Annotated in this window: 19 protein-coding genes and 6 tRNA genes; 12 read left to right on the top strand and 13 right to left on the bottom strand. The window is 46.4% G+C overall.

What is annotated here, in order from left to right; all coding sequences use genetic code 11:
* Positions 1 to 8: 8 nt before the first annotated feature.
* Genes gspF through gspC form a run of 4 tightly spaced genes read right to left on the bottom strand, consistent with a single transcriptional unit; the run spans position 9 to position 5,673 of the window.
* Positions 9 to 1,226, bottom strand: a complete 1,218-nt coding sequence (gspF, locus tag ABTQ23_RS01295) for a type II secretion system inner membrane protein GspF (RefSeq protein WP_408613809.1) — start codon at positions 1,224 to 1,226, stop codon at positions 9 to 11.
* Positions 1,226 to 2,728, bottom strand: coding sequence for a type II secretion system ATPase GspE (gene gspE, locus ABTQ23_RS01290; RefSeq protein ID WP_408613808.1), 1,503 nt, complete (start codon positions 2,726 to 2,728; stop codon positions 1,226 to 1,228). The genes gspF and gspE overlap by 1 nt, the downstream gene beginning before the upstream one ends.
* Positions 2,721 to 4,790 carry a type II secretion system secretin GspD gene (gspD, locus tag ABTQ23_RS01285; protein WP_408613807.1) on the bottom strand — a complete coding sequence of 690 codons (2,070 nt, stop codon included), beginning with the start codon at positions 4,788 to 4,790 and terminating at the stop codon, positions 2,721 to 2,723. Before gspD ends, gspE begins: the two co-directional genes overlap by 8 nt.
* Before the next feature lie 25 nt (positions 4,791 to 4,815).
* Positions 4,816 to 5,673: a type II secretion system protein GspC gene (gene gspC, locus ABTQ23_RS01280; protein ID WP_408613806.1), complete on the bottom strand. Its 858-nt coding sequence runs from the start codon at positions 5,671 to 5,673 to the stop codon at positions 4,816 to 4,818.
* 323 nt (positions 5,674 to 5,996) lie between these two features.
* Between gspC and hslR the strand changes: the two genes are divergently transcribed.
* From hslR to pckA, 3 genes are all read left to right on the top strand, one after another.
* The gene (hslR, locus tag ABTQ23_RS01275; RefSeq protein ID WP_408613805.1) at positions 5,997 to 6,392 is read left to right on the top strand and encodes a ribosome-associated heat shock protein Hsp15; all 396 of its coding nucleotides are present in this window, start codon (positions 5,997 to 5,999) and stop codon (positions 6,390 to 6,392) included.
* A gap of 3 nt (positions 6,393 to 6,395) precedes the next feature.
* On the top strand, positions 6,396 to 7,280 hold the full coding sequence (hslO, locus tag ABTQ23_RS01270) for an Hsp33 family molecular chaperone HslO (RefSeq protein WP_408613804.1): 885 nt from the start codon (positions 6,396 to 6,398) through the stop codon (positions 7,278 to 7,280).
* 177 nt (positions 7,281 to 7,457) lie between these two features.
* A complete protein-coding gene (gene pckA / locus ABTQ23_RS01265; RefSeq protein WP_408613803.1) occupies positions 7,458 to 9,077 on the top strand; it encodes a phosphoenolpyruvate carboxykinase (ATP) in 1,620 nt (539 codons plus the stop codon).
* 54 nt (positions 9,078 to 9,131) lie between these two features.
* Here pckA and ABTQ23_RS01260 read toward each other — a convergent pair whose 3' ends face one another.
* Complete coding sequence (locus ABTQ23_RS01260) at positions 9,132 to 10,589, bottom strand: alanine/glycine:cation symporter family protein (RefSeq protein WP_408613802.1); 1,458 nt, start codon at positions 10,587 to 10,589, stop codon at positions 9,132 to 9,134.
* A gap of 513 nt (positions 10,590 to 11,102) precedes the next feature.
* On the opposite strand from ABTQ23_RS01260, the gene pyrB reads away from it, so the two are divergent.
* Both pyrB and pyrI read left to right on the top strand, forming a co-directional pair.
* On the top strand, positions 11,103 to 12,032 hold the full coding sequence (gene pyrB / locus ABTQ23_RS01255; protein ID WP_408613801.1) for an aspartate carbamoyltransferase: 930 nt from the start codon (positions 11,103 to 11,105) through the stop codon (positions 12,030 to 12,032).
* A 2-nt stretch (positions 12,033 to 12,034) separates the two neighbouring features.
* A complete protein-coding gene (pyrI, locus tag ABTQ23_RS01250; RefSeq protein ID WP_408613800.1) occupies positions 12,035 to 12,502 on the top strand; it encodes an aspartate carbamoyltransferase regulatory subunit in 468 nt (155 codons plus the stop codon).
* Here the strand turns inward: pyrI and ABTQ23_RS01245 are convergent.
* Entirely contained in the window at positions 12,499 to 13,404 is a 906-nt protein-coding gene (locus ABTQ23_RS01245; RefSeq protein WP_408613799.1) for an exo-alpha-sialidase, read from the bottom strand. The genes pyrI and ABTQ23_RS01245 overlap by 4 nt on opposite strands.
* Before the next feature lie 14 nt (positions 13,405 to 13,418).
* A complete protein-coding gene (cra, locus tag ABTQ23_RS01240) occupies positions 13,419 to 14,408 on the bottom strand; it encodes a catabolite repressor/activator (protein WP_408613798.1) in 990 nt (329 codons plus the stop codon).
* Positions 14,409 to 14,659: 251 nt separating this feature from the next.
* On the opposite strand from cra, the gene fruB reads away from it, so the two are divergent.
* The 7 genes from fruB (at position 14,660) to ABTQ23_RS01205 (ending at position 20,437) form a co-directional block, all read left to right on the top strand.
* Positions 14,660 to 15,814, top strand: coding sequence for a fused PTS fructose transporter subunit IIA/HPr protein (gene fruB / locus ABTQ23_RS01235; RefSeq protein ID WP_408613797.1), 1,155 nt, complete (start codon positions 14,660 to 14,662; stop codon positions 15,812 to 15,814).
* Positions 15,811 to 16,749, top strand: coding sequence for a 1-phosphofructokinase (gene pfkB, locus ABTQ23_RS01230; RefSeq protein ID WP_408613796.1), 939 nt, complete (start codon positions 15,811 to 15,813; stop codon positions 16,747 to 16,749). The genes fruB and pfkB overlap by 4 nt, the downstream gene beginning before the upstream one ends.
* An 11-nt stretch (positions 16,750 to 16,760) precedes the next feature.
* Entirely contained in the window at positions 16,761 to 18,536 is a 1,776-nt protein-coding gene (locus tag ABTQ23_RS01225) for a PTS fructose-like transporter subunit IIB (RefSeq protein WP_408613795.1), read from the top strand.
* Between the two features lie 117 nt (positions 18,537 to 18,653).
* Positions 18,654 to 19,172, top strand: coding sequence for a heme NO-binding domain-containing protein (locus tag ABTQ23_RS01220; protein ID WP_408613794.1), 519 nt, complete (start codon positions 18,654 to 18,656; stop codon positions 19,170 to 19,172).
* A gap of 108 nt (positions 19,173 to 19,280) precedes the next feature.
* Positions 19,281 to 19,733 carry a MarR family winged helix-turn-helix transcriptional regulator gene (locus ABTQ23_RS01215; RefSeq protein ID WP_408613793.1) on the top strand — a complete coding sequence of 151 codons (453 nt, stop codon included), beginning with the start codon at positions 19,281 to 19,283 and terminating at the stop codon, positions 19,731 to 19,733.
* Positions 19,734 to 19,774: 41 nt separating this feature from the next.
* The gene (locus ABTQ23_RS01210) at positions 19,775 to 20,200 is read left to right on the top strand and encodes an organic hydroperoxide resistance protein (protein WP_408613792.1); all 426 of its coding nucleotides are present in this window, start codon (positions 19,775 to 19,777) and stop codon (positions 20,198 to 20,200) included.
* 78 nt (positions 20,201 to 20,278) lie between these two features.
* Positions 20,279 to 20,437 carry a hypothetical protein gene (locus ABTQ23_RS01205; RefSeq protein ID WP_408613791.1) on the top strand — a complete coding sequence of 53 codons (159 nt, stop codon included), beginning with the start codon at positions 20,279 to 20,281 and terminating at the stop codon, positions 20,435 to 20,437.
* Positions 20,438 to 20,647: 210 nt separating this feature from the next.
* Here ABTQ23_RS01205 and ABTQ23_RS01200 read toward each other — a convergent pair.
* The 6 genes from ABTQ23_RS01200 to ABTQ23_RS01175 all read right to left on the bottom strand — a co-directional run bounded on the left by ABTQ23_RS01200 (position 20,648) and on the right by ABTQ23_RS01175 (position 21,309).
* Positions 20,648 to 20,724, bottom strand: a tRNA-Pro gene (locus ABTQ23_RS01200).
* Positions 20,725 to 20,758: 34 nt separating this feature from the next.
* Positions 20,759 to 20,845: transfer RNA gene (locus ABTQ23_RS01195), tRNA-Leu, on the bottom strand.
* A gap of 56 nt (positions 20,846 to 20,901) precedes the next feature.
* Positions 20,902 to 20,978, bottom strand: a tRNA-Pro gene (locus ABTQ23_RS01190).
* A 48-nt stretch (positions 20,979 to 21,026) separates the two neighbouring features.
* A tRNA-Leu gene (locus tag ABTQ23_RS01185) sits at positions 21,027 to 21,113 on the bottom strand.
* 2 nt (positions 21,114 to 21,115) lie between these two features.
* Positions 21,116 to 21,191, bottom strand: a tRNA-His gene (locus ABTQ23_RS01180).
* Between the two features lie 41 nt (positions 21,192 to 21,232).
* Positions 21,233 to 21,309 (bottom strand) — tRNA-Arg (locus ABTQ23_RS01175).
* Between the last annotated feature and the right edge of the window lie 2 nt (positions 21,310 to 21,311).

The following is a 21,311-nucleotide window of genomic DNA, read 5'->3' as shown; positions in this document are numbered from 1 at the left end:
GGATATGATTAACCGACCATATTATTCAGCGCCAAAATAGGCTGAATAATGGCCATTACGATAAATAACACGATTGCCGCCATGGTAATAATGAGCACAGGCTCAAAAATCGTTAATGCAATCGATACCCGATAACTAAATTCACGGTCTTGAAAATCAGCCGCGCGCAGCAGCATCTGTTCCAGCTCACCGGTTTGTTCACCGCTTGCTATCATCTGAAGCAACATCGGTGAAAAAAGTTGTGTTTGGCTTAACGTATCCAAAAGTGGATTACCATTGCGCACTGATTCACTGGCTGCTGCGAGTTTTTCTCTGGCATACAGATTCGATAACACCTGCGAGGCAATTTGCATCGCTTCAACCAGCGGCACTGCGCTGGCCGTTAAAATACTTAGCGTTCGGGCAAAGCGCGCGGTTTGCTGCTCTAGAGCGACTTTGCCAAGCACCGGTAAATTCAGACTGTATTGATGAAAGCGCTTTTTTATCTCAGGTTTTCTTAAAGCGACTTTGACGCCGATAACCGCCGCCACAATAACCAGTGCAAGCCACCACCAGTTTTGCTCAAGAGCATGGCTTAAACCGATTAAAACACGCGTTGAAAATGGCAACTGCTGGCCCATATAAACAAACTGCGCGACGATTTTAGGCACGACAGCGGTGAGCAAAATTAAAATAACGCAGATGGAGACAACGACCAAAATAGCGGGATAGATCAGTGCTTGTAGCGTTTTCATGCGAATTTGCTGGCGCTGCTCGATATAATCAGCCAAGCGATTCAACACCAGATCGAGGTGGCCGGTGCGCTCTCCGGCAGCGACCATCGCTCGATAAAGATCATCAAAAATACGCGGAAATCCAGCCATCGCTTCGCTAAGAGAAAACCCTTGAGCGACCTGACTGCGCAGTTCAAAAATCAGCGCTTTAATCTGATTTTTATTACTTTGACGGGCCACTGCCCGCAACGATTCTTCAACTGGCAAGGACGCGGCAATTAAGGTTGCCAGCTGGCGGGTTAACAGCGCCAAGTCCGAATATTTAATTTTGCGAACTTTGCGCCGCACCGCCGACACATCACTGGGAGTGGGACCAGACGTTGCCTCTATCGCTAACGGCGTTAACCCTTGCGAGCGCAGTTGCTGGCGAACCAAACGAGCCGAATCACCATCAATGACGCCTTTTTTTGTGCGCCCTTTTTCATCCAGAGCTTGATACTGATAAGCAGCCATCAATGCTCCTCAAAAGTCACACGTAACACTTCGGCAATACTGGTTTGCCCAGATAAAACTTTGCTCGCACCATCAGCCAAAATACCTTGCGCATGTTTACGCGCTTCTTCAAGCATCTGCTGTTCACTCGCGCCTTCGTGGATCATCGCCCGCAATTTATCATTGGTAACAATCAGCTCATAAATCCCGGTTCGGCCGCGATACCCGGTTTGGTTGCAGTGCGCGCACCCAACCGGTTCATACACTTCGTGATGGTGATATTTATCCACATCTAAATCTAACAATCGGCACTCTTTTTTAGAGAGTTTATGGGCTTTACGACAGTGTGGGCAGAGCACCCGCACCAAACGCTGCGCCAATACGCCAAGCAGTGATGAGGATAATAAAAATGGCTCAATGCCCATATCCCGCAGCCGCGTTACTGCGCCAATTGCGGTGTTGGTATGCAGCGTTGATAACACTAAGTGGCCGGTTAAACTGGCCTGAATAGCAATTTCCGCGGTTTCTAAATCACGAATTTCCCCAATCATCACCACATCAGGGTCTTGGCGCAAAATAGCTCTAAGTCCACGGGCAAAGGTCATATCAACTTTGCCGTTGACCTGTGTCTGGCCAACCCCTTCAATGTTGTATTCAATCGGGTCTTCAACGGTAAGAATATTGCGCTCGGGGCTGTTAATGACATTGATGCCAGCATACAAAGTGGTGCTTTTACCTGAGCCAGTTGGCCCTGTCACCAGCAAAATACCGTGCGGTTTGCCAAGCAATTCGCTAAGTTTATCGTGCTGTTTATCGCTCATCCCAAGATTGGCCAAGCTCATGCCAGAGCTTTGTTTATCGAGCAGACGCAAGACCACTCGCTCACCAAAGCTAGAAGGCATGGTTGAAACCCGCAAATCGACCGCTCGCCCCCCAATACGCAAGGATATGCGACCATCTTGCGGGAGGCGTTTTTCAGCAATATCGAGTTTTGCCATTACTTTTACACGAGCAATGAGCAAAGCTGCTAACTGGCGTTTAGGGCGAATAATTTCGCGCAACACACCATCAATACGAAAACGAATCGACAGTGTCTTTTCAAACGTTTCGATATGAATATCACTGGCCTGCTCTTTGATTGCTTCTGAGAGCATAGCGTTCATCAAGCGAATAATCGGCGCATCATCATCAGACTCAAGCAGGTCTTCATCATCAGCAAACTCACCGGCGAGGGTATAAAAGTCCATCTCGCTGCCCAGATTTTCCATCAGCTCACGAGCCTGCGATGAATCGCGCTGATAATAATCGCTAAGCAATTTCTCAAACTGCTCAGCGCTTACTCTCTCAATCGCAAAAGCTCTGTTGGCAATACGCCGCACCTCTAATACAACTGGGGCAGCAAGCTCGCCAGCGCAGTAGAGAACGTTTGCCGATGAATCAAGCAACACCTGATTTTTCTTAGCAAAACCATACGGCAAACGCACAGATTCAAGCTCAGGCGATAAAGACAGCGAATCACTCATTGGTCAATCCTTGCGCCATTGAATCGCTATTCGAGCTGGATGTTTTTTTCATCTTATTCATATATTTTTGAACAGATTGAGGCAGTTGCTCATTGGTACCAAAGGTCGGTAAAACAGGCTGCTTATTATCCGGCAGCAACATAATACCTTGATCTTTACGATACAATTCCAATGCCCGAATCGCAGTATATTTGCGCGCACTTAAAGCACCAGCAGTCTGAGAGTCTCGCACGATGGTCGGTTTAATAAAGATCATCAAATTACGTTTGACCTGCTCGCTCGATTTAGAACGAAATAACGCTCCCAGATATGGAATGTCGCCCAAAAGCGGCACTTTGCTCACGCTTTGTTCCACTTCATTATCAATCAAACCACTTAACACCAAGGTTTGATTGTTATCCACCAGCACGCTGGTATTGAGCTCGCGTTTGGAAAAAGTAACATCCACCGAGGTCTGGCCATTCACTTTGGAAACTTCCTGCTTAATTTTAAGCTGGACGGCATTACCATCGTTGATTTGTGGGGTCACCGTTAACTTAATGCCCACCTCTTTGCGCTCAACGGTGGTAAATGGGTTGCTGTTATCAGAACCCGTTGTCGAACCGGTTTTAATTGGCACCTCTTCACCAACCAAAAACGAAGCTTGCTGGTTATCAAGGGTGGTAATTGATGGCGTTGCCAACACATTGGTTTTCGAATCCGTTTTAGAAGCCTGAATCAGTGCGCCCCAACCGCCTTTATAAAAGCCAACAATCGCGCCTTGCACACCAGATAAAGCCGAAGCTAAATCACTCACATCCCCAGAGGATGATGTTGAAGTGGTGGTGCCATCTGAATCATAGGTAGTTGATGTCGTGCTGCGGGCATTGAAAATCCCTTCAGCAATGGAGCTTACCGGCACGCTGGAGCCATTACTAAATTGCGTACCACCACCGGGGGTCACCCACTGAACGCCTAAGTTAGCACCCGAGGTGTCGGCGACTTCGACAATCATCGCTTCAACATGCACCTGCGCCCGGCGAATATCCAGCTGATTAATCACTTTACTGAGCGAGCGCATCGTCTGCGGTTTGGCAGTTATCACCAATGAATTGGTGTCATCAAACGCTTCGATAGAGAAATTGCGCTCACTGGAGCTGCTAGTGCTGGCGGTTTTCTCACCTTTTGCTTTCGCCTGCTGCTTGCCAATTGTTTGGCTTACGCCTTGGAGCACTTTGACCAGATCTTTGGCATGGGCATATTTAAGATAAAAGACGCGGGTATTGCCGTATGACTGCAGCTCGCTATCGAGCTGATTAATCAGATGCGCAATGCGAGCGCGCGCTTTTGGATTACCAGAAATTAATACACTGTTGGTGCGCTCATCGGCCACAACTGATGGCACCAGTGAACGTGGTTGATCGCGGGTATCGGTTTTGCTTAGCACTGAGTCAACAACCCGCACAATTTCACTGGCGGCGGCATATTTTAAACGCACAACATCCACATGCTGATCATCGGCCTGATCGACCTGATGAATAATATCCACCATTCGATTAACCACCGCGGCGCGGCCCGTAATCATCATCACATTCGAGGGTGCATAATGAATAACATTGCTACTGCCACTGGCATCGCTTAGCTGGCGAAGGATAGGAGTAAGCTCTTTAACCGAGACATTACTCACCGGTACAATGCGTGTAACCATCTCATCGCCCTGACCTGGATGTTTGGCAGAAGCTAGCGGAATCGCTGAAGCTTTTGCCGTTTGCGCAGGGACAACTTTCACCACACCATCAGGCATATTGACCGTTGCTAAGCCGTAGACTTCCAACACATTTAAGAAAAACTGGTAATACTGTTTTTCGTTAAGCATGTTGTAACTGCGCACATTCACTTGGCCATGAATAGACGGGTCAACAATGATCGTTTTATGAAGATTTCGTCCCACCGTGTTAATGAATTCGGTGATATCAGTTTGTTTAAAATTGGCGGAGTAATCGGCGGCCATCACCGGAATCGACACCAAAAGCCAAACACCCATTAACAGAGCCTGACAAAGTGCCTTCGTTCCCTTTTTCATCTAAAACTGAATCTCCTGCATCTATTTAGGTGGGAAAATGAATCGTAATTGTTCTGCGCATTCCGTGGCGAATCACGACCACTTGGCATTGTGTTGCGCTATCTATCTGGCGCAACATTTTAATCACCCCACGGGTGTCGTTTAAAGCCTGCCCATTCATTGATACCGCCAAATCGCCAGGTTCAAACCCTAAGCGGGTAAACAATTTTGGATCAGGACCCGGGCTTAACTCATAACCCAGTAATTTTTGCCCTTGATAGGTCGGTTTAATACTGAGATAGCGGTTGAGCTTAGCCGGATCGTGCAAAATTTCTGGCAATGATGGAATCGGCGCGGCGGCTTTTTTCACAGGCAAAGCTTTTTTGGGTTGTGCCATAGCGACCGGCGCTTGCTCGCGCTCATCGCTCTGCGGCAAATAAAGCTGCTCATCCTGACCGCTTCGCGTAATCACAACGTGATTTGGATACACCTGTTTGAGCTTGGCCTGCGTGCCTTCAATGGTCTCACCTTGGCCGTAAACTCGCTGCTGACCTGACTGAGCAATCACCGCCAAAGCCCGAGTTGGGTCATCACTATAAAGCACACCCGCTAACGTGATGGGCAATTGCGTTTTCGGCAGTGCCGAAGGGCCATCAACCGTTGGCGCTTTACCAAACAAGTTAAGTGCCAAAAGCTCGTTAAATGGCACTGAAGCAGTGGTTTGATTGCTTACAGCGCTGCTCAGTGAAAGTGACGATGAACCACTTTGTGGCCACAATTTCCAACTTAGCAACGCCAGTTGATAACAACCTAAGATGATCAAACAGCAACTGAATACGGCGAAAATTTTCGCACGCACTTGCTCCTTGCTAAACCACAATGCTATTTGATTAAACTGATTCATCTTCTTAATACTTTTGTCTCGTGCAAGCTATGACTGCCTTAAAGCGCTTAAGTTCAGCGAAACTTACACTCAGAAATGTAAATTAATTACGCAGATACTCTTATTATGCGCAGGGTGCCCAATGTTGAATGTTCCGTCAAGACTTATCTGGGCAATCATTCTGCTTAAACTTAGGCCTCGTTAATTGTTTTATTATTATGCAGCAAACAGCCAATTGATTTAATAGCTAAATGCGTTAAACGTGGCCGAGAGTCTCTTAAATCGTTCTGCGAGAGCGCTCACAAACCTGTTATAATAGCGATTTTAACAATGCGAGTTTATCTATGGCACAATCAAATAAAATTCGCTTAGACAAATGGCTCTGGGCGGCTCGGTTTTATAGAACCCGTTCACTGGCAACGGAAGTCATTCAAGGTGGGAAAGTGCACTATAATGGCCAACGCTGCAAACCTAGTCGCGTTGTTGAAATAGGCGCAACGATTAGCCTGTGGCAATCGAATGAGCAGCGAGAAGTCATTGTCAAAGAGCTCAGTGAAAAACGGGCTAACGCAACCGTTGCTCAAACACTCTATGAAGAGACTGAGCAAAGCATTGCTAAACGGCAAATACATCAAGAGCAGCGAAAATTGGCTCCCAAACCATTAGCTCCAGAGCGGCGACCGGATAAAAAACAACGCCGCCAGATTATTCAGTTCAAACACCAACACACAGGTGAGTAAATCATGGCTCAAAGCGATACCTTATACCGCTATATTTTTGAAGATTACCAGGTCCGTGCTGAGCTGGTACAACTAGATGAAACACTGCAGACGATTTTATCTCAGCGAGATTATCCGCCAGCCATTCGCAAAATTCTGGCGCAATTGTTGGCATCAACAAGCTTGTTGACTGCAACGCTTAAGTTTGAAGGGGATATCACCGTTCAGCTGCAAGGCACTGGTGCTCTGCACTATGTGGCTATCAACGGCAACAACCAGCAGAAAATGCGCGGAGTTGCGCGCTGGGATGAACAACGTTATCAAGACAGTGACTCACTGGAAACGCTCGTTGGGGACAATGCGCGATTAGTGATAACCATTGCCCCCGCCAATGGAGAGCGTTATCAAGGCATTGTGGCACTCGCGCCAGAAGGGGTTGCCGCCTCTATTGAGAACTACTTTGCGCAATCTGAGCAGCTTCCCACTAATTTATGGCTGTTCTTCCAAGATGACGAACAAACGCCTTGCTGCGCCGGAATGCTGATTCAGCAATTGCCTGTCAATGGCGGTGGATTATCCAACGATTATCAGCATATTTATGAGCTCACGCGCACCGCCACTGCACAGGAAATCTTTACCTTGCCAGCTGAGCAAATGCTCTATCGGCTCTATCATCAAGAAAAAGTGCGATTATTTGACCCGCAGCCGGTTGAATTTGCCTGCACCTGCTCAAAAGAGCGTTGTCAGGCAGCGCTGTTTTCAATGCACGAAGATGAACTTTTAGATATCTGTGAAGAACAAGGTGGCATTGCTATGCACTGTGAATTTTGTGGCAGTGAATATCGCTTTGATAGAAACGATATTACCGAGCTTTTTCACGGCTCGCTCAATAAACCGCAAACTCACTAGTTTAAAACTCTAAAGGCAGCACTCGCTGCCTTTTTTATTGTATAAAACTTAACCGTTTCTTTGATACATTTCGCAATAATCCTCATTACTGCTTACCCCCGCCAATAAGCATGTTGCTTTCAACTATAACTATATAAGAAAGATCAATAGAACCTCCCCCTACAAGGAGTTTTACATATGAACGAGCACATAAATCGCCTTAAAAGCGATCTGCAGCACTATGGGATCAAAAACACCACCGAAATTGTCTATAACCCAAGTTACGAGCAGTTGTTCATTGAAGAAACCAAGTCGGATCTAGTTGGCTATGAACGTGGTAAAGAAACAAAGATGGGGGCTATAGCCGTTGACACCGGGGTATTTACCGGGCGCTCACCAAAAGACAAATACATTGTCCAAGATGAGGTCACCGAAGATACCCTGTGGTGGAATAATCCACACTCTAAAAACGATAATAAACCCATTAGTCCACAAGTTTGGGACGAGCTAAAAGAACTCACGGTCAAAGAGCTGAGCGCTAAACGACTTTTTGTAGTTGATACCTATTGCGGAGCAAACGAAGATTCACGCCTGTGCGTGCGTTTTGTGACCGAAGTGGCCTGGCAGGCACATTTTGTCAAAAACATGTTCATCCGCCCGGATGAATCAGAGCTGGCCAATTATAAACCTGATTTTGTAGTGCTCAATGCCTCAAAAACAACCAACCCTAACTGGCAACGGCAAAATTTGCATTCAGAAAACTATACCGTGTTTAACCTCACCGAACGGATGCAACTCATCGGTGGTACTTGGTATGGCGGCGAGATGAAAAAAGGGATTTTTTCAATGATGAACTACTATCTCCCGCAACGTGGAATTGCTGCGATGCATTGCAGCGCCAACCGAGGTCAAGCTGGGGATGTTGCTATCTTTTTCGGCCTATCAGGCACGGGAAAAACCACCTTATCAACCGATCCTAAACGAGCATTGATTGGTGATGATGAACACGGCTGGGACGATGATGGCGTGTTTAACTTTGAAGGCGGATGCTATGCCAAAACCATTCATCTAAGCGAGCAAGCAGAGCCTGATATTTACCATGCGATTCATCGCGATGCACTGTTGGAAAATGTGGTAGTTGATGATGCTGGAAATATTGATTTTGATGATGGCTCAAAAACAGAGAATACCCGCGTTTCTTACCCTATCTATCATATTGAAAATATTGTTAAAACGGTTTCAAAAGCAGGCCATGCGCAAAAAGTTATTTTTCTAACAGCTGATGCTTTCGGGGTGCTGCCACCGGTTGCCAAACTAACGGCCGATCAAACCCAATATCACTTTTTATCTGGGTTCACGGCAAAACTGGCGGGCACTGAATGTGGGATTGATGAACCAACTCCAACCTTTTCAGCCTGTTTTGGTGCTGCATTTTTAACATTGCATCCAACACAATATGCCGATGTATTGGTCAAACGGATGAAAGCCAGCGGTGCCAGTGCTTATCTGGTTAATACGGGATGGAATGGCTCGGGCAAACGAATTTCGATTGCAGACACCCGAGCGATTATCGATGCCATTTTAGCCGGCGAGCTCGATGATGCTGAAACGCAAACCTTACCAATTTTTGATCTTGCGGTTCCAACTCACCTAAATGGGGTCGACTCAACCATTCTCGACCCACGTAATACCTATAAAGACCCCGCCAAATGGCAGGAAAAAGCCAACCAACTGGCTAAACTGTTCATTGATAATTTCCATCAGTACACCGATGAACAAGCAGGTAAAGCGCTAGTAAAAGCCGGACCAAAACTTTAACAAAGGGCAAACCAACCGGGAGTAGTCCCGGTTGGTTCTGTTTCAAAGCATCACTTACCAGATATCTTTTTTGTAATGACCTGCCACACTTTCGAGCATTTTTGGGTCAAACTCAGGGCGTTTCACGCCAGCTTTTCGCTGTCGCTCATAATCTTTAAGCACATAAAACGCGATCGGAGCTAAGAAAATAATCGCTATTAAGTTAGTGGTTGCCATCAACCCCATCGCAAAATCGGCGAGATCCCAGACAAATTTAAGATCAGCAACCGAGCCAATATAAACCATCGCAATCACTGCAATTCGCAACGTCCAAATGGCAACTTTAGGATGACCTTTAAACAGATAACCGATATTAATTTCACCATAAGCGTAGTTGCCAATAATCGAGGTGAAGGCAAACAAGAAAATCGCAATCGCCACAAAATAGGTACCAAATGCCCCGAGGTGTTCGGTCATCGCCTGCTGAGTGAGTTGAATACCTTCGACTTTCTGACCTAACCCACCACTTAACAGTTTGTCATAAACGCCTGAGAGTAAAATCACCACCGCGGTACAACTACAAATCACCAACGTATCGATAAACACCCCAAACGCTTGAACCAGACCTTGTGATGCTGGGTGACTCACTGTTGCAGTGGCTGCCATATTCGGAGCCGAGCCCATCCCCGCTTCGTTAGAGAACAGACCGCGTCGAATCCCATTTTCCATCGCGATTTTAACCGAATAGCCAACTGCACCACCGACCATTGGGCCGTAGCCAAATGCGCTTTTGAAGATAAGCTCCAACATCGCAGGCACATGGCTGATATTCACCAGCAGAATATATACCGCGACCAACAAATACAGCGAGGCCATCACCGGTACGATTTTTTCAGCGGTAATCGCCACTGAGCGCACACCACCGATAATAATCAGCGCGGTTAGCGCCGCTAATACAATCCCCGTCACATAATTTGGAATTGCAAATGCGCCAGTCATGCCTTGGGCGATGGTATTGGCTTGTGCTCCATTAAAGGCAATACCATAAGCAATCAGCAAGAAGATAGCGAACACAATACTCATCCAGCGATGACCTAATCCCCGTTCGATATAGTAAGCAGGGCCACCACGGAACGAACCATCACTGTGAGGCTCTTTATAAACCTGCGCCAAAGTTGACTCGATAAAGGCGGTAGCAAGTCCAACTAAAGCGGTCATCCACATCCAAAAAATAGCGCCTGGACCACCAGCCCAAAGCGCAATCGCAACGCCAGCTAAGTTGCCGGTACCAACTCTAGAAGCCAGTGATGTCGCAAACGCCTGAAATGCGCTGATACCTTTTTCCCCAGCGGCTCGGCGCTGAAAGGTAATTTTCATCATATGGCCAAGCAGACGGAACTGCATAAAGCGGGTAAATAAAGTAAATAAGATCCCCGCCCCTAACAACAGGTACACCAGAATATAGCTCCAGATAAAGTGACTTATCGGATCCATAAACCAGTGAATGGCGCTCTCGATCTGGTTTAAATCCATAGTTTTGCTCTCCAAAAAAATGACCTGCTTATGACTCCAAAGAATCATCAGGCTTTTATGATATTTTTTATATGGCGCAAGCTGACCTTATCACCCCAAAAACGGGGTAAAATCGGCTTCGATAGAGCCCCAAAAAAGGCTCTAAAAAATCAGCTCACGTTGAGGTTTTATATGATTTTTGCCTAACTTAGGCGGGGCAGTTTACACGATATACGCAAAAATCGTAGGCTTTTTGCGTATTACAGCCATTTGACATAATAAACAATGACGTCAAATCACTGCTGATTCATTGCTTTACGCGACATTTCGAGGCTAATTAAAACTTTTGAGCATTTCAGCGTTTTTTACAGACAAAAGCGCCATTTTCACATTTGTAAGACTTCTCTTACAAATCACTCATTCGCTAAATTTTAAGCCATAAGATTGCATAACTGCGAACATGAATACTATTTATTACCCCTCAGCGCTGCTATAATACGCTTCCGATTCCCCATCGGACCTTAGGATCACACCATGACCAACCCGCTTTTTCATCGGCACATTATTTCAATTACCGATTTAAGCCGCGCTGAGCTGGAATTGATCATCGACACCGCGAGTCGACTCAAATCCTCTCCCCAACCTGAATTGTTAAAAGATAAAGTTGTAGCAAGCTGCTTTTTTGAAGCATCAACCCGAACCCGTTTATCATTTGAGACCGCAGTACATCGTTTAGGAGGAAGTGTGATTGGCTTCCCTGATGGTGGCAATACCTCAATGGATAAAAAAGGTGAAACACTGGCAGATTCAGTGAGAATCATCTCATCATATAGCGATGCATTTTTTATGCGCCATCCTCGCGAAGGCGCAGCAAGGCTCGCCAGTGAATTTTCCAGTGTACCGGTTATCAATGGCGGTGATGGCTCGAACCAACACCCAACGCAAACCCTTTTAGATTTGTTCACCATTTATGAAACGCAAGGCACATTAGAAGGGCTGAAAGTGGCGTTTGTCGGTGATTTGAAATATGGCCGAACCGTTCACTCACTGGCGCAAGCACTATCATTGTTTGGCTGCGAGCTACATTTTATCGCACCACCTGCGCTTGCCATGCCTGATTATCTGATTGATGAACTGACCGACAAAGGCATCGATTGTCGCTTCCATCAGAGCATTGAAGAGGTCATTGATGATTTAGATATTCTGTATATGACCCGCGTGCAAAAAGAGCGTTTTGATGAAACTGAATATCAGTACATCCGCTCTGCATTCGTGCTCGAAGCCAGCATGCTCAAAGGCGCAAAAGAAAATCTAAAAATCTTACACCCGCTGCCACGAGTTGATGAAATTAACGTCAATGTCGATCAAAGCCCGCATGCCTACTATTTTGAACAGGCCCGCAATGGGGTATTTGCCCGTCAGGCATTATTAGCCTTGGTTCTGACTAACCACTTTGGAGCATAACAATGGAAAAAAAATTACAAGTCGAAGCCATTGAGCAAGGGACGGTGATTGACCATATTCCAGCAGGTCAGGGGATCAAAATCTTACGTTTTTTGCAACTGGCCGATGCGAATCGCCGACTGACCATTGGCCTAAATTTACCAACCCATAATGATCAAGCCAAAGATCTGATTAAAGTGGCCGACACCATTTTAACCGAAGAACAGGCTAATCAGCTGGCCTTATTTGCGCCAACAGCCACCGTTAATGTTATTGAAAACTATACGGTTGTTCGTAAATTTCAGGTCACTCAGCCACAAGCGGTGCAAGGTGTTTTTAAATGTCCGAACAGTAACTGCATAACCCACACGGAAAAGGTTCCTAGCAATTTCCATGTGCAAACCAGCAAAACTGGGCAGATTAAGCTGAAATGCCATTACTGTGAAAAAAGCTTTGCCACAAGCCTATTTGATGAACTCAAAGACGCTTAACTAAGCTTTAACTGGGCCAGGTAAATGGCACTTGGCCCTTCATGAGACGAATAGTAACTAACTTGCAGTTGGCTCTCACTCATCCATGCCATTCCCGCATAACTGGTATCACCGGATGAAGGCAGCGCCAAAAGCTCGATAATCTCGCCGTTATTAATGTCAATCTGACAAACACTGGTTCGAAACGGCGCAAATAATCGCACGACAGCTAACAATTGCTGGCTCTTTGTCAAAGTGAGCACCGGCCCACCAATGCGAATATTCAAAGTTTGCCACTGCCAGCTCTGATATGGCGGTTCACTTTGCCCAAGCAGAGCTCGCGGGTCCTTCCCATCGCGGCGCAACAAGCAAAACATCTTCCCTCTAGAATCTAGGCACAAACCCGTTTCGTTAGGGTAACCATCCAAAATTCTGTGCTCATTTAACGGATTATCGAGCATTAATTGCGAGCTGAAATCTTGATTAATCTGATAAAATTTAAACGTATTCGGATGCTGATAAGCAAAGCCAAAAGCGTGCTCTTTACGCCATTGCATCCGCCACAACCACTGGTTTGGGGCGGCGAGCTGCGCTTTTTGTTGCCAGTTGTCTTGTTCAAGTTGATAAACAATACTGCGCAGCTGTTTATTATCAACCAGGGCGCAATTAAGCAATAAATTGCCATCGGGCGAGATAGAAAATTTCGGGTCTCTTAAATCGCCAGATACGCGAATCACACTCTGCTCAGTCCAGCCACATTGTGTTTGTTTTTTCACCACAATCACACCATCTTGGCGGTGATGGCTGGAAGCTTGTCGATAAGCGAGCCAAAGCGTATCAGAAAAGCAGATCAAGTCTGTAAAAGCCAGATGCAATTTTTCACTTTTAGCGACACATTCAAGCTGTTTGAGAGCAATATTCATACTTTTAGATACTTTTAGCTGTGCTTATTGCGAATAATTAAGCGCCTTGGAACGACTTCTAACCCACTTTGATAATCACCCTCGAGTGCCTTTAAAACAATATTAATCGCTTTTTCAGCAATGATCGGCATCTGCTGCGCTAAGCTATTGACCGGGTGAGTTAGCAAGTCCAATAGCCGATTATCACCAAATGTGGCCAGAGTGACTTTTTTCAGCCATTCGGGGCGGCGAACCAATTGTGATAGCCCACCATCGAGCAACACATAAGCCGTAGTTAGAATCAAATCAGGCTTAAACTCCAGCGCTTTATTCATCATCACCGCGCCTTGTTCTTGGCTGTAATGATGCCCGTAGAAAAACTCATAATCGGCATGCGGAAGATTTTCCTTAAGCGCCTGACAAGCACCCGCTTCACGCTCACTGGAAACCTGTAATTGGGGCAGCGCGCCAATAATGGCCACCCGCTGCATTGACTCTCTAAGACTTGATTTCATCAGTGCCGCCGCGCCTTTGCGGTTTTCACTGGTGATGTTGGCAAACAGTTGCGGATCGAGCCAACGGTCCAAAGCCACAATCGGTTTACCAGAGCGCAATAGTTTCGGATAGAAATCATTATCTGGCGGCAAACTGCTAGCCACTAACAGTGCATCAACGCCTCGAGCAATCAGACTTTGTGTCAGCTGAATTTCAATCTCGGGTAAATCATCACTGCAGCAGATAATCAGTTGATAGCCTCGCTCTCGGGCACTTTGCTCAAGATGTTTGGCTAATTTGGCATAACTGGGGTTTTCCAGATCGGGAACAATACATCCGAAAGAACGACTATTACCAGAGCGCAGCTGAGCCGCACTTTGGTTGGGTTGATACTTATACTGCTCAACCACCGCCATCACCCGAGCAACGGTCTTATCACTAATACGATATTGTGACGCTTTGCCATTGATCACCGCGCTAGCAGTGGTTCGCGAGACTCCGGCTAACTGGGCAATTTGTGCAAGTTTCATGGAAATACCTCAATTTGATCCGGCTCACAACTAGAAAAAAAAACAAAAATTGCTATTGCATCATTTGCTGACACGATTCAGCATACCCCATAACCAATTGGCCCAATATAGCATCGGGTCAAAAAGGCTTTTTAGAGTGTGGTTTTTTTAAAAATATAGAGTTAAGTCACATTTTCTCTTTTTTTACCTCAATGCTGAATCGTTTTAGCTAAGCTAAAGTCATACAGCGACAACGAGCAAAGGAATCGAGTATGCTGAAAATTCATACTGACAATATCACACTAGGTGCTAGCGCAGCCGACAAGACAGCTGCGATTACCCTAGTTGCAAGCAAATTGACCAAAGCAGGTTTTGTCAAAAGCGGTTATGTCGATGGCATGTTGGCTCGAGAACAACAATCGAGCACCTATCTGGGTAATGCTATCGCGATTCCTCATGGCACAACCGATACCCGCGACCAAGTTGAACAAACGGGCCTGCAGCTAGTGCAGTTTCCACAAGGCGTCGACTGGGGCGAAGGCAACATCGTTTATTTAGCAATTGGGATTGCCGCACAATCTGATGAACATCTGACGATTCTACGCCAATTAACCCATGTTCTCGACCAAGATAACTTAGATGAGAAACTCAAAAATGTGACTGATCCACAAGCGATTGTGGAACTTCTCAGCGCCAATGCGCCGCTCAAATTTGATAGTGACAGCATTGTGCTTGATTTTCCTGTCTCCAACTTAACGCAGTTACAAGCAGTAGGTGCGGGCCAACTTAAACAAACTGGCGTCATTGGCGATCAAGGTATTGGCGCGTTAATGAGTACGCCGCCAACACCATTGGGCAATGGCGTATGGTTAAGCTCATCGAATCAGGATGTACAAACCAGTGGAGTTAGTATTATCCGGGCACGCCAGCCATTTGATAATAACGGCCAGTCAGTACAGACGCTGATTAGCATTGCAACCAAAGATGACAAAGCAAAACCGGTATTAGAAAAATTGGTTGCACTGATGGATAGCGATCAGTTGGCAACACTGGCAACGGCCCCTGATAGTGATGCGATACTCGCGCTATTAAGCGATAAAGCTGCATCAGGTGAGGCCCAAGCGCAAAACCAAGAGCTTGGCGATGGGGTCCTTCAAGAAGTGGTTAAACTTAAAAATCCACATGGCTTGCACGCCCGCCCTGGCGCGGTTCTGGTCAAAGCGATTAAAGAATATGACGTCAAAATCACCGTTGAGAACCTCACCGAAGGCACCGGCCCGGTTAATGGCCGCAGTCTAATGAAAGTCATCGGCCTGGGAGCTCAATACAACCATGAACTGCGCTTTAGTGCAGAAGGGGAAAATGCTCGTCTGGCTCTGGATCATATCAAAGATGCGATCAACTCGGGTTTGGGAGAAAAACTATGAAGGTCGCAACTATTACCCTAAACCCAGCGTTGGACCTAACCGGTCAGCTCAATACGCTGGTAGTAGATAACGTCAACCTCGTTGATCAAGCCAGCCTCACGCCAGGTGGTAAAGGGATTAATGTCGCCCGAGTGCTGCATGATTTAGGAACCAAAGCGAGTGTCAGTGGTTGGCTTGGCGATGAAAACCAAGACCCATTTGTTCATCTTTTTCAACAAATTGATGCCAAAGATGAATTTTTACGGCAGAGCGGAACAACACGAACTAATGTAAAACTAGCCGAAACCAATGGCCGGGTAACTGATATTAACTTTCCAGGCATGGCTATTGACCATCAGGCTGTCCAGCAGATGGAGAAAAAGCTCATCGAATTAGCCGCTACCCATCAGTGGTTTGTACTGGCCGGAAGCTTACCGCGTGGCGTCAGCCCAACGCTCTATCAACGCTGGATTGAATTATTAAATAAACACGGAGCTCGAGTCATCTTTGATAGCAGCGCAGATGCTCTGAGCTATGGATTGGAAGCTGCACCTTATTTGGTTAAGCCAAATGAGCACGAACTGGCTCAATGGATTGGCCATGAACTTAACGATGAGACCGCAATAATTAAAGCGGCTCGCCAACTAATCAACAAGGGAATTACCCATGTGTTGGTCTCGCGCGGCAGTGATGGCGTCATCTGGGTGACGGATAAGCAGGTAGTTAAAGCCAAACCGCCCAAAATGAATGTTGTCAGTACCGTTGGCGCAGGCGACTCCATGGTTGCAGCTATGACCCATGCCTTAATACAAGGTTGGGATGTAACCAAGAGCGTCACTTATGCCACCGCCGTTTCAGCATTGGCAGTGACACAGGTTAGCGTCGGCATCGGCGATCAAAGCAAACTCGAGTCGTTAATTGAGCAAATACAAGTTAGTGAATTGCCTAATACGTGAGGAGCCAAAGGATGAAAATAGCCATTATTACAGCCTGCCCAGCGGGCGTCGCTACCAGCTTTATGGCAGCCAGACGCTTAGAAGAAAAGGCGAAAAAACAAGGTATTGAAGCATTAGTTGAGTGTCACTCTAATGTTGAACCAGTCCAGTTATTAACAACCGAACAGCTAGCTTCATGCGATAAAGTGATTGTCGCTGTTCCACAAAATCACAATGTGGATTTATCCCGCTTAAATGGACTTAATGTCGCTCAAAGCAGTGTTGATGCGATTTTAGCTGACCCTCAAGCCGTGCTTGAAGCACCAGCAAGCTTATTTGAAGCGCCGCAACATGCCGTTCATGCACAAAGCCCAGATCATCTCAATGTGGTTGCAGTCACCGCCTGCCCTACTGGTGTTGCCCACACGTTTATGGCCGCTGAAGCACTTGAGCAAGCGGCGCAGCGTCGTGGCTGGACTATCAAAGTAGAAACTCGCGGCAGTGTTGGCGCGAAAAATCAGCTCAGCGAAGATGAAATTGCCAAAGCAGATCTTGTGATTCTGGCGACCGATATTGAAGTCGACAGATCACCATTTGCTGGGAAAAAAGTCTATCACTGCTCAACAGGCGCAGCCCTTAAGAAAACTCAGCAAGTGTTAGATGATGCGCCGCAAGAAGCAACGTTACAGGCTAAATCATCGGATGGCAGCGAAGCTCAAGCCAAAGGCAAAGAGCGCACCGGTGTCTACAAACATCTGTTGACCGGCGTTTCGTTCATGCTCCCAATGGTTGTCGCTGGCGGGCTCTTAATTGCATTGTCGTTCCTATTCGGCGGCATTCATGCAGGAGATAAAGAGAATGCCGGCACTATCGCATGGGCACTGGCACAGATTGGCGGCGGAACTGCTTTCAAACTGATGATCCCGTTACTGGCAGGTTATATCGCCTACTCAATCGCTGACCGTCCAGGGTTAACACCGGGGATGATTGGCGGGATGTTAGCAGCCTCATCGATATTAAACGCAGGGTTTATTGGCGGTATTATTGCAGGCTTCTTAGCTGGTTATCTAACCTTATACCTGAACAAATGGATTAAATTGCCAGAGAGTATCAATGCCCTCAAACCCATTCTAATTCTGCCACTGTTAACTAGTACCATCACCGGTTTGGCACTCATTTATGTGATTGGTGGCCCAACCGCTTATATCATGGAAAGCTTAACAAACTTCCTCAAACACATGGGTTCAGACTCAGCGTTGTTGATGGGCTTGTTGCTTGGTCTGATGATGTGCTTTGACTTGGGTGGCCCGATTAACAAAGCAGCCTACCTGTTCGGGGTTGGCCTGTTAGAAAAACAAACCGGGTTAGATGCCTCGGCAACGATGCCAATGGCCGCCATTATGGCCGCCGGGATGGTTCCACCATTAGGTATGGGGCTGGCAACATTTATCGCTCGGCGCAAATTCAGTAAACCTGAGCTAGAAAGTGGTAAAGTTGCCTGCGTTTTAGGAGCTTGCTTTATCTCTGAAGGTGCGATTCCATTTGCGGCTCGCGACCCGATGCGCGTCATTCCAGCCAATATGATTGGTGGGGCGATTACTGGTGCATTATCGATGTATTTCCATTGCGAACTGCGTGCGCCACATGGCGGGATCTTCGTCTTATTAATTCCAAAAGCTGTCAATAACGTACTGCCATATTTAGCTGCAATCGTAATTGGAGCCGTGGTTACCGGTGTTATTTACGCCTTTATCCGCAAGCCTGATACGGCAACAGTTGCAAAACCTGCGGGCGAATCGATTATTTAATCTCACTTTGATAGCCTGAGCACAAGCTCAGGCTATTGTTCTGTTGCAAATCTGTACAAAGCTCTGCGATTAATTCATTATTAAAGTTAAGGTTTTTACCTTAATGGAGTTTTGCTCATGGTGATGATGGATCCGCTTGAACAGATGCTAAACATTGATTTGCGCCAATATCATGGTCAATCAGAATTACTGGACTATGACAGTGACCAGTTAGCCAGCCACTATCAGCACCCAGTGCAGGTTCTTGATGAAATAGCCCACCAACTTAAGCTCGATAGCAATGCACTGCAGCGCCAGTTTGGCCGGGTGTTATTTCAATATCTACTCGAGAAGCATCCTGATTTACTCGATAACGCAAAAGATAGCTTTGAGCTATTCTGCCACCCAGATACACCGTTGCAGCTCGAAATCAGCCATATTTATGCCGACCGAGAGCCTCCTCGCTTTACTGTCATTCAATGGCAGCCTCCTGAGTTATTAGTCTTTGATTATCAATCTTCACTGCCTTTTGCCCATGTCTGCCATGGCTTTCTTAAAGCCTGTAGTAACTATTTTGCTGAACCTGTCATCATCCACCAACAGTTGATAGATGGGGCACTAAACCATGCGCGCTTTACGATGAGCCATCCTGATTAATAAATTAGGAAACAGATAATTTGATCTTTTTTAAATAAATACATTGCACACAATTAAATTGCGCGCTATATTTATTTCCAACGAGACATCAGAGGCACGAAGAATCCGATGAAACAACATTATCCACAACTTGAACTAGACCAGCAGCTTTGCTTTGCGTTGCATTCAACCATGCTTTCGCTTAACAAAGTGTACCGCAAAGTCCTCAAGCCACTGGATCTGACGTATTCGCAGTATTTAGTCATGTTGGTTTTGTGGGAACAGGATAACGTCACCGTTTCAGCATTGGGTGAACGGTTATTTTTAGATTCAGCGACTCTGACACCGTTACTTAAACGTCTGCAAGCAAAAGGTTTAATAAACCGCCAACGTGGACATGCAGATGAGCGAGAAGTGTTTATCACTCTGAGCAATAGCGCTGATGCGCTGCGCCATCAGGCGCAAGATATTCCAACACAGATAGCCTGTGCTAGTCAGTGTGCTTTGCCAGAGCTTGATGAGCTTCGCCAAAAGCTCATCAGTTTACGCAACAATTTGCGCATTTCAGAACCGACACTTTGAACCAACATTTAAAATCGCAAGCAAAATTAGGAGAGTCAATCATGGCTATTGAAAAAGTACTTTATCAAACTCAAGCAACTTCAACTGGCGGCCGCGAAGGTCATTCTGTATCAGAAGACGGCGTATTAGACGTCACTCTGTCCTCACCAAAAGAGCTCGGCGGTAAAGGCGGTAACGGTACTAACCCTGAACAGCTGTTCGCTGCTGGCTATTCAGCGTGTTTTTTAAGTGCGATGCAATTGATTGCTTTTCGTGAAAAAGTTGCGCTATCAACCAATACCAAAGTGACCGGTAAAGTCGGCATCGGCCCACTGGGTGATGGTTTTGGTATCCAGGTTGAACTGGTTATTGATATTCCAGGTGCCGATAGCAGCGTTGCTCAAAGCATCGTCGAAAAAGCGCATCAGGTTTGCCCTTACTCAAACGCAACTCGCGGTAACGTTGATGTCACGCTGACCATTGCCTAAGCGGGCTATATCTCAAGCCACCAATTTAAGCAAATGGCGGTGGCTTTAACCCAAACTTTAAAATCTAACAGGATAATTATGATGAAAAGCAACAAACTAATCACCTCTGTTATGGCTTCTGTAATCGTTCTATTTAGCGCAGGCGCTATGGCAAGCCAATTTCACCCAAACCAACATCAGGTGCCCGTTAGTCAAGCTGACCAGTACAGCATCCAGAATACCGCTGGCGGACGTTAATCACGACGATTTTATGTATACAAGGCGGTTACGGATGACCATGACAAACTATCTTTGTCTATAAAGTCAGGCATTTAATCAATATCTGACTTTTTTATATCACCAACAATCGATATAAAAATGGGGCAAACATAATAAACAAAATAATGAGAAACAGATGATTAGGATAATAAAAGCAAGAGAAAATACAGAACAGAAGAAAATTTGAAGTGGTCGGTGAAGAGGGATTCGAACCCCCGACCCTCTGGTCCCAAACCAGATGCGCTACCAAACTGCGCTATTCACCGACATATAGAGTTTCTGCTCACCATGATTTAATCATGGTGCGAGAGGGGGGACTTGAACCCCCACAGCCGTGAGGCCACTAGCACCTGAAGCTAGCGTGTCTACCAATTTCACCACCCTCGCGGCAGAACTTAAATATAAAATTTAAGCTTGAAAATTCTTATATAAAACAGAAGAAGTGGTCGGTGAAGAGGGATTCGAACCCCCGACCCTCTGGTCCCAAACCAGATGCGCTACCAAACTGCGCTATTCACCGACATATAGACTTCTTAAACTCATTTTATGACTAGAGACAATCATAAAATGGTGCGAAGGGGGGGACTTGAACCCCCACAGCCGTAAGGCCACTAGCACCTGAAGCTAGCGTGTCTACCAATTTCACCACCTTCGCAATGGGGTGAGTGATGGGGTTCGAACCCACGACAACCGGAATCACAATCCGGGACTCTACCAACTGAGCTACACCCACCATTGTCTTTTTTTGCTACCCCGAAGTAGCTTAGCGTTGCCTGGCGCACCCGAGAGGATTCGAACCTCTGACCTTTGGCTCCGGAGGCCAACGCTCTATCCAGCTGAGCTACGGGTGCTC

The organism is Celerinatantimonas sediminis, assembly GCF_046054195.1.
GTDB lineage: Bacteria > Pseudomonadota > Gammaproteobacteria > Enterobacterales > Celerinatantimonadaceae > Celerinatantimonas.
Note: the sequence above shows the minus strand (reverse complement) of the source record. Positions and strands in the feature narration are given on the sequence as shown.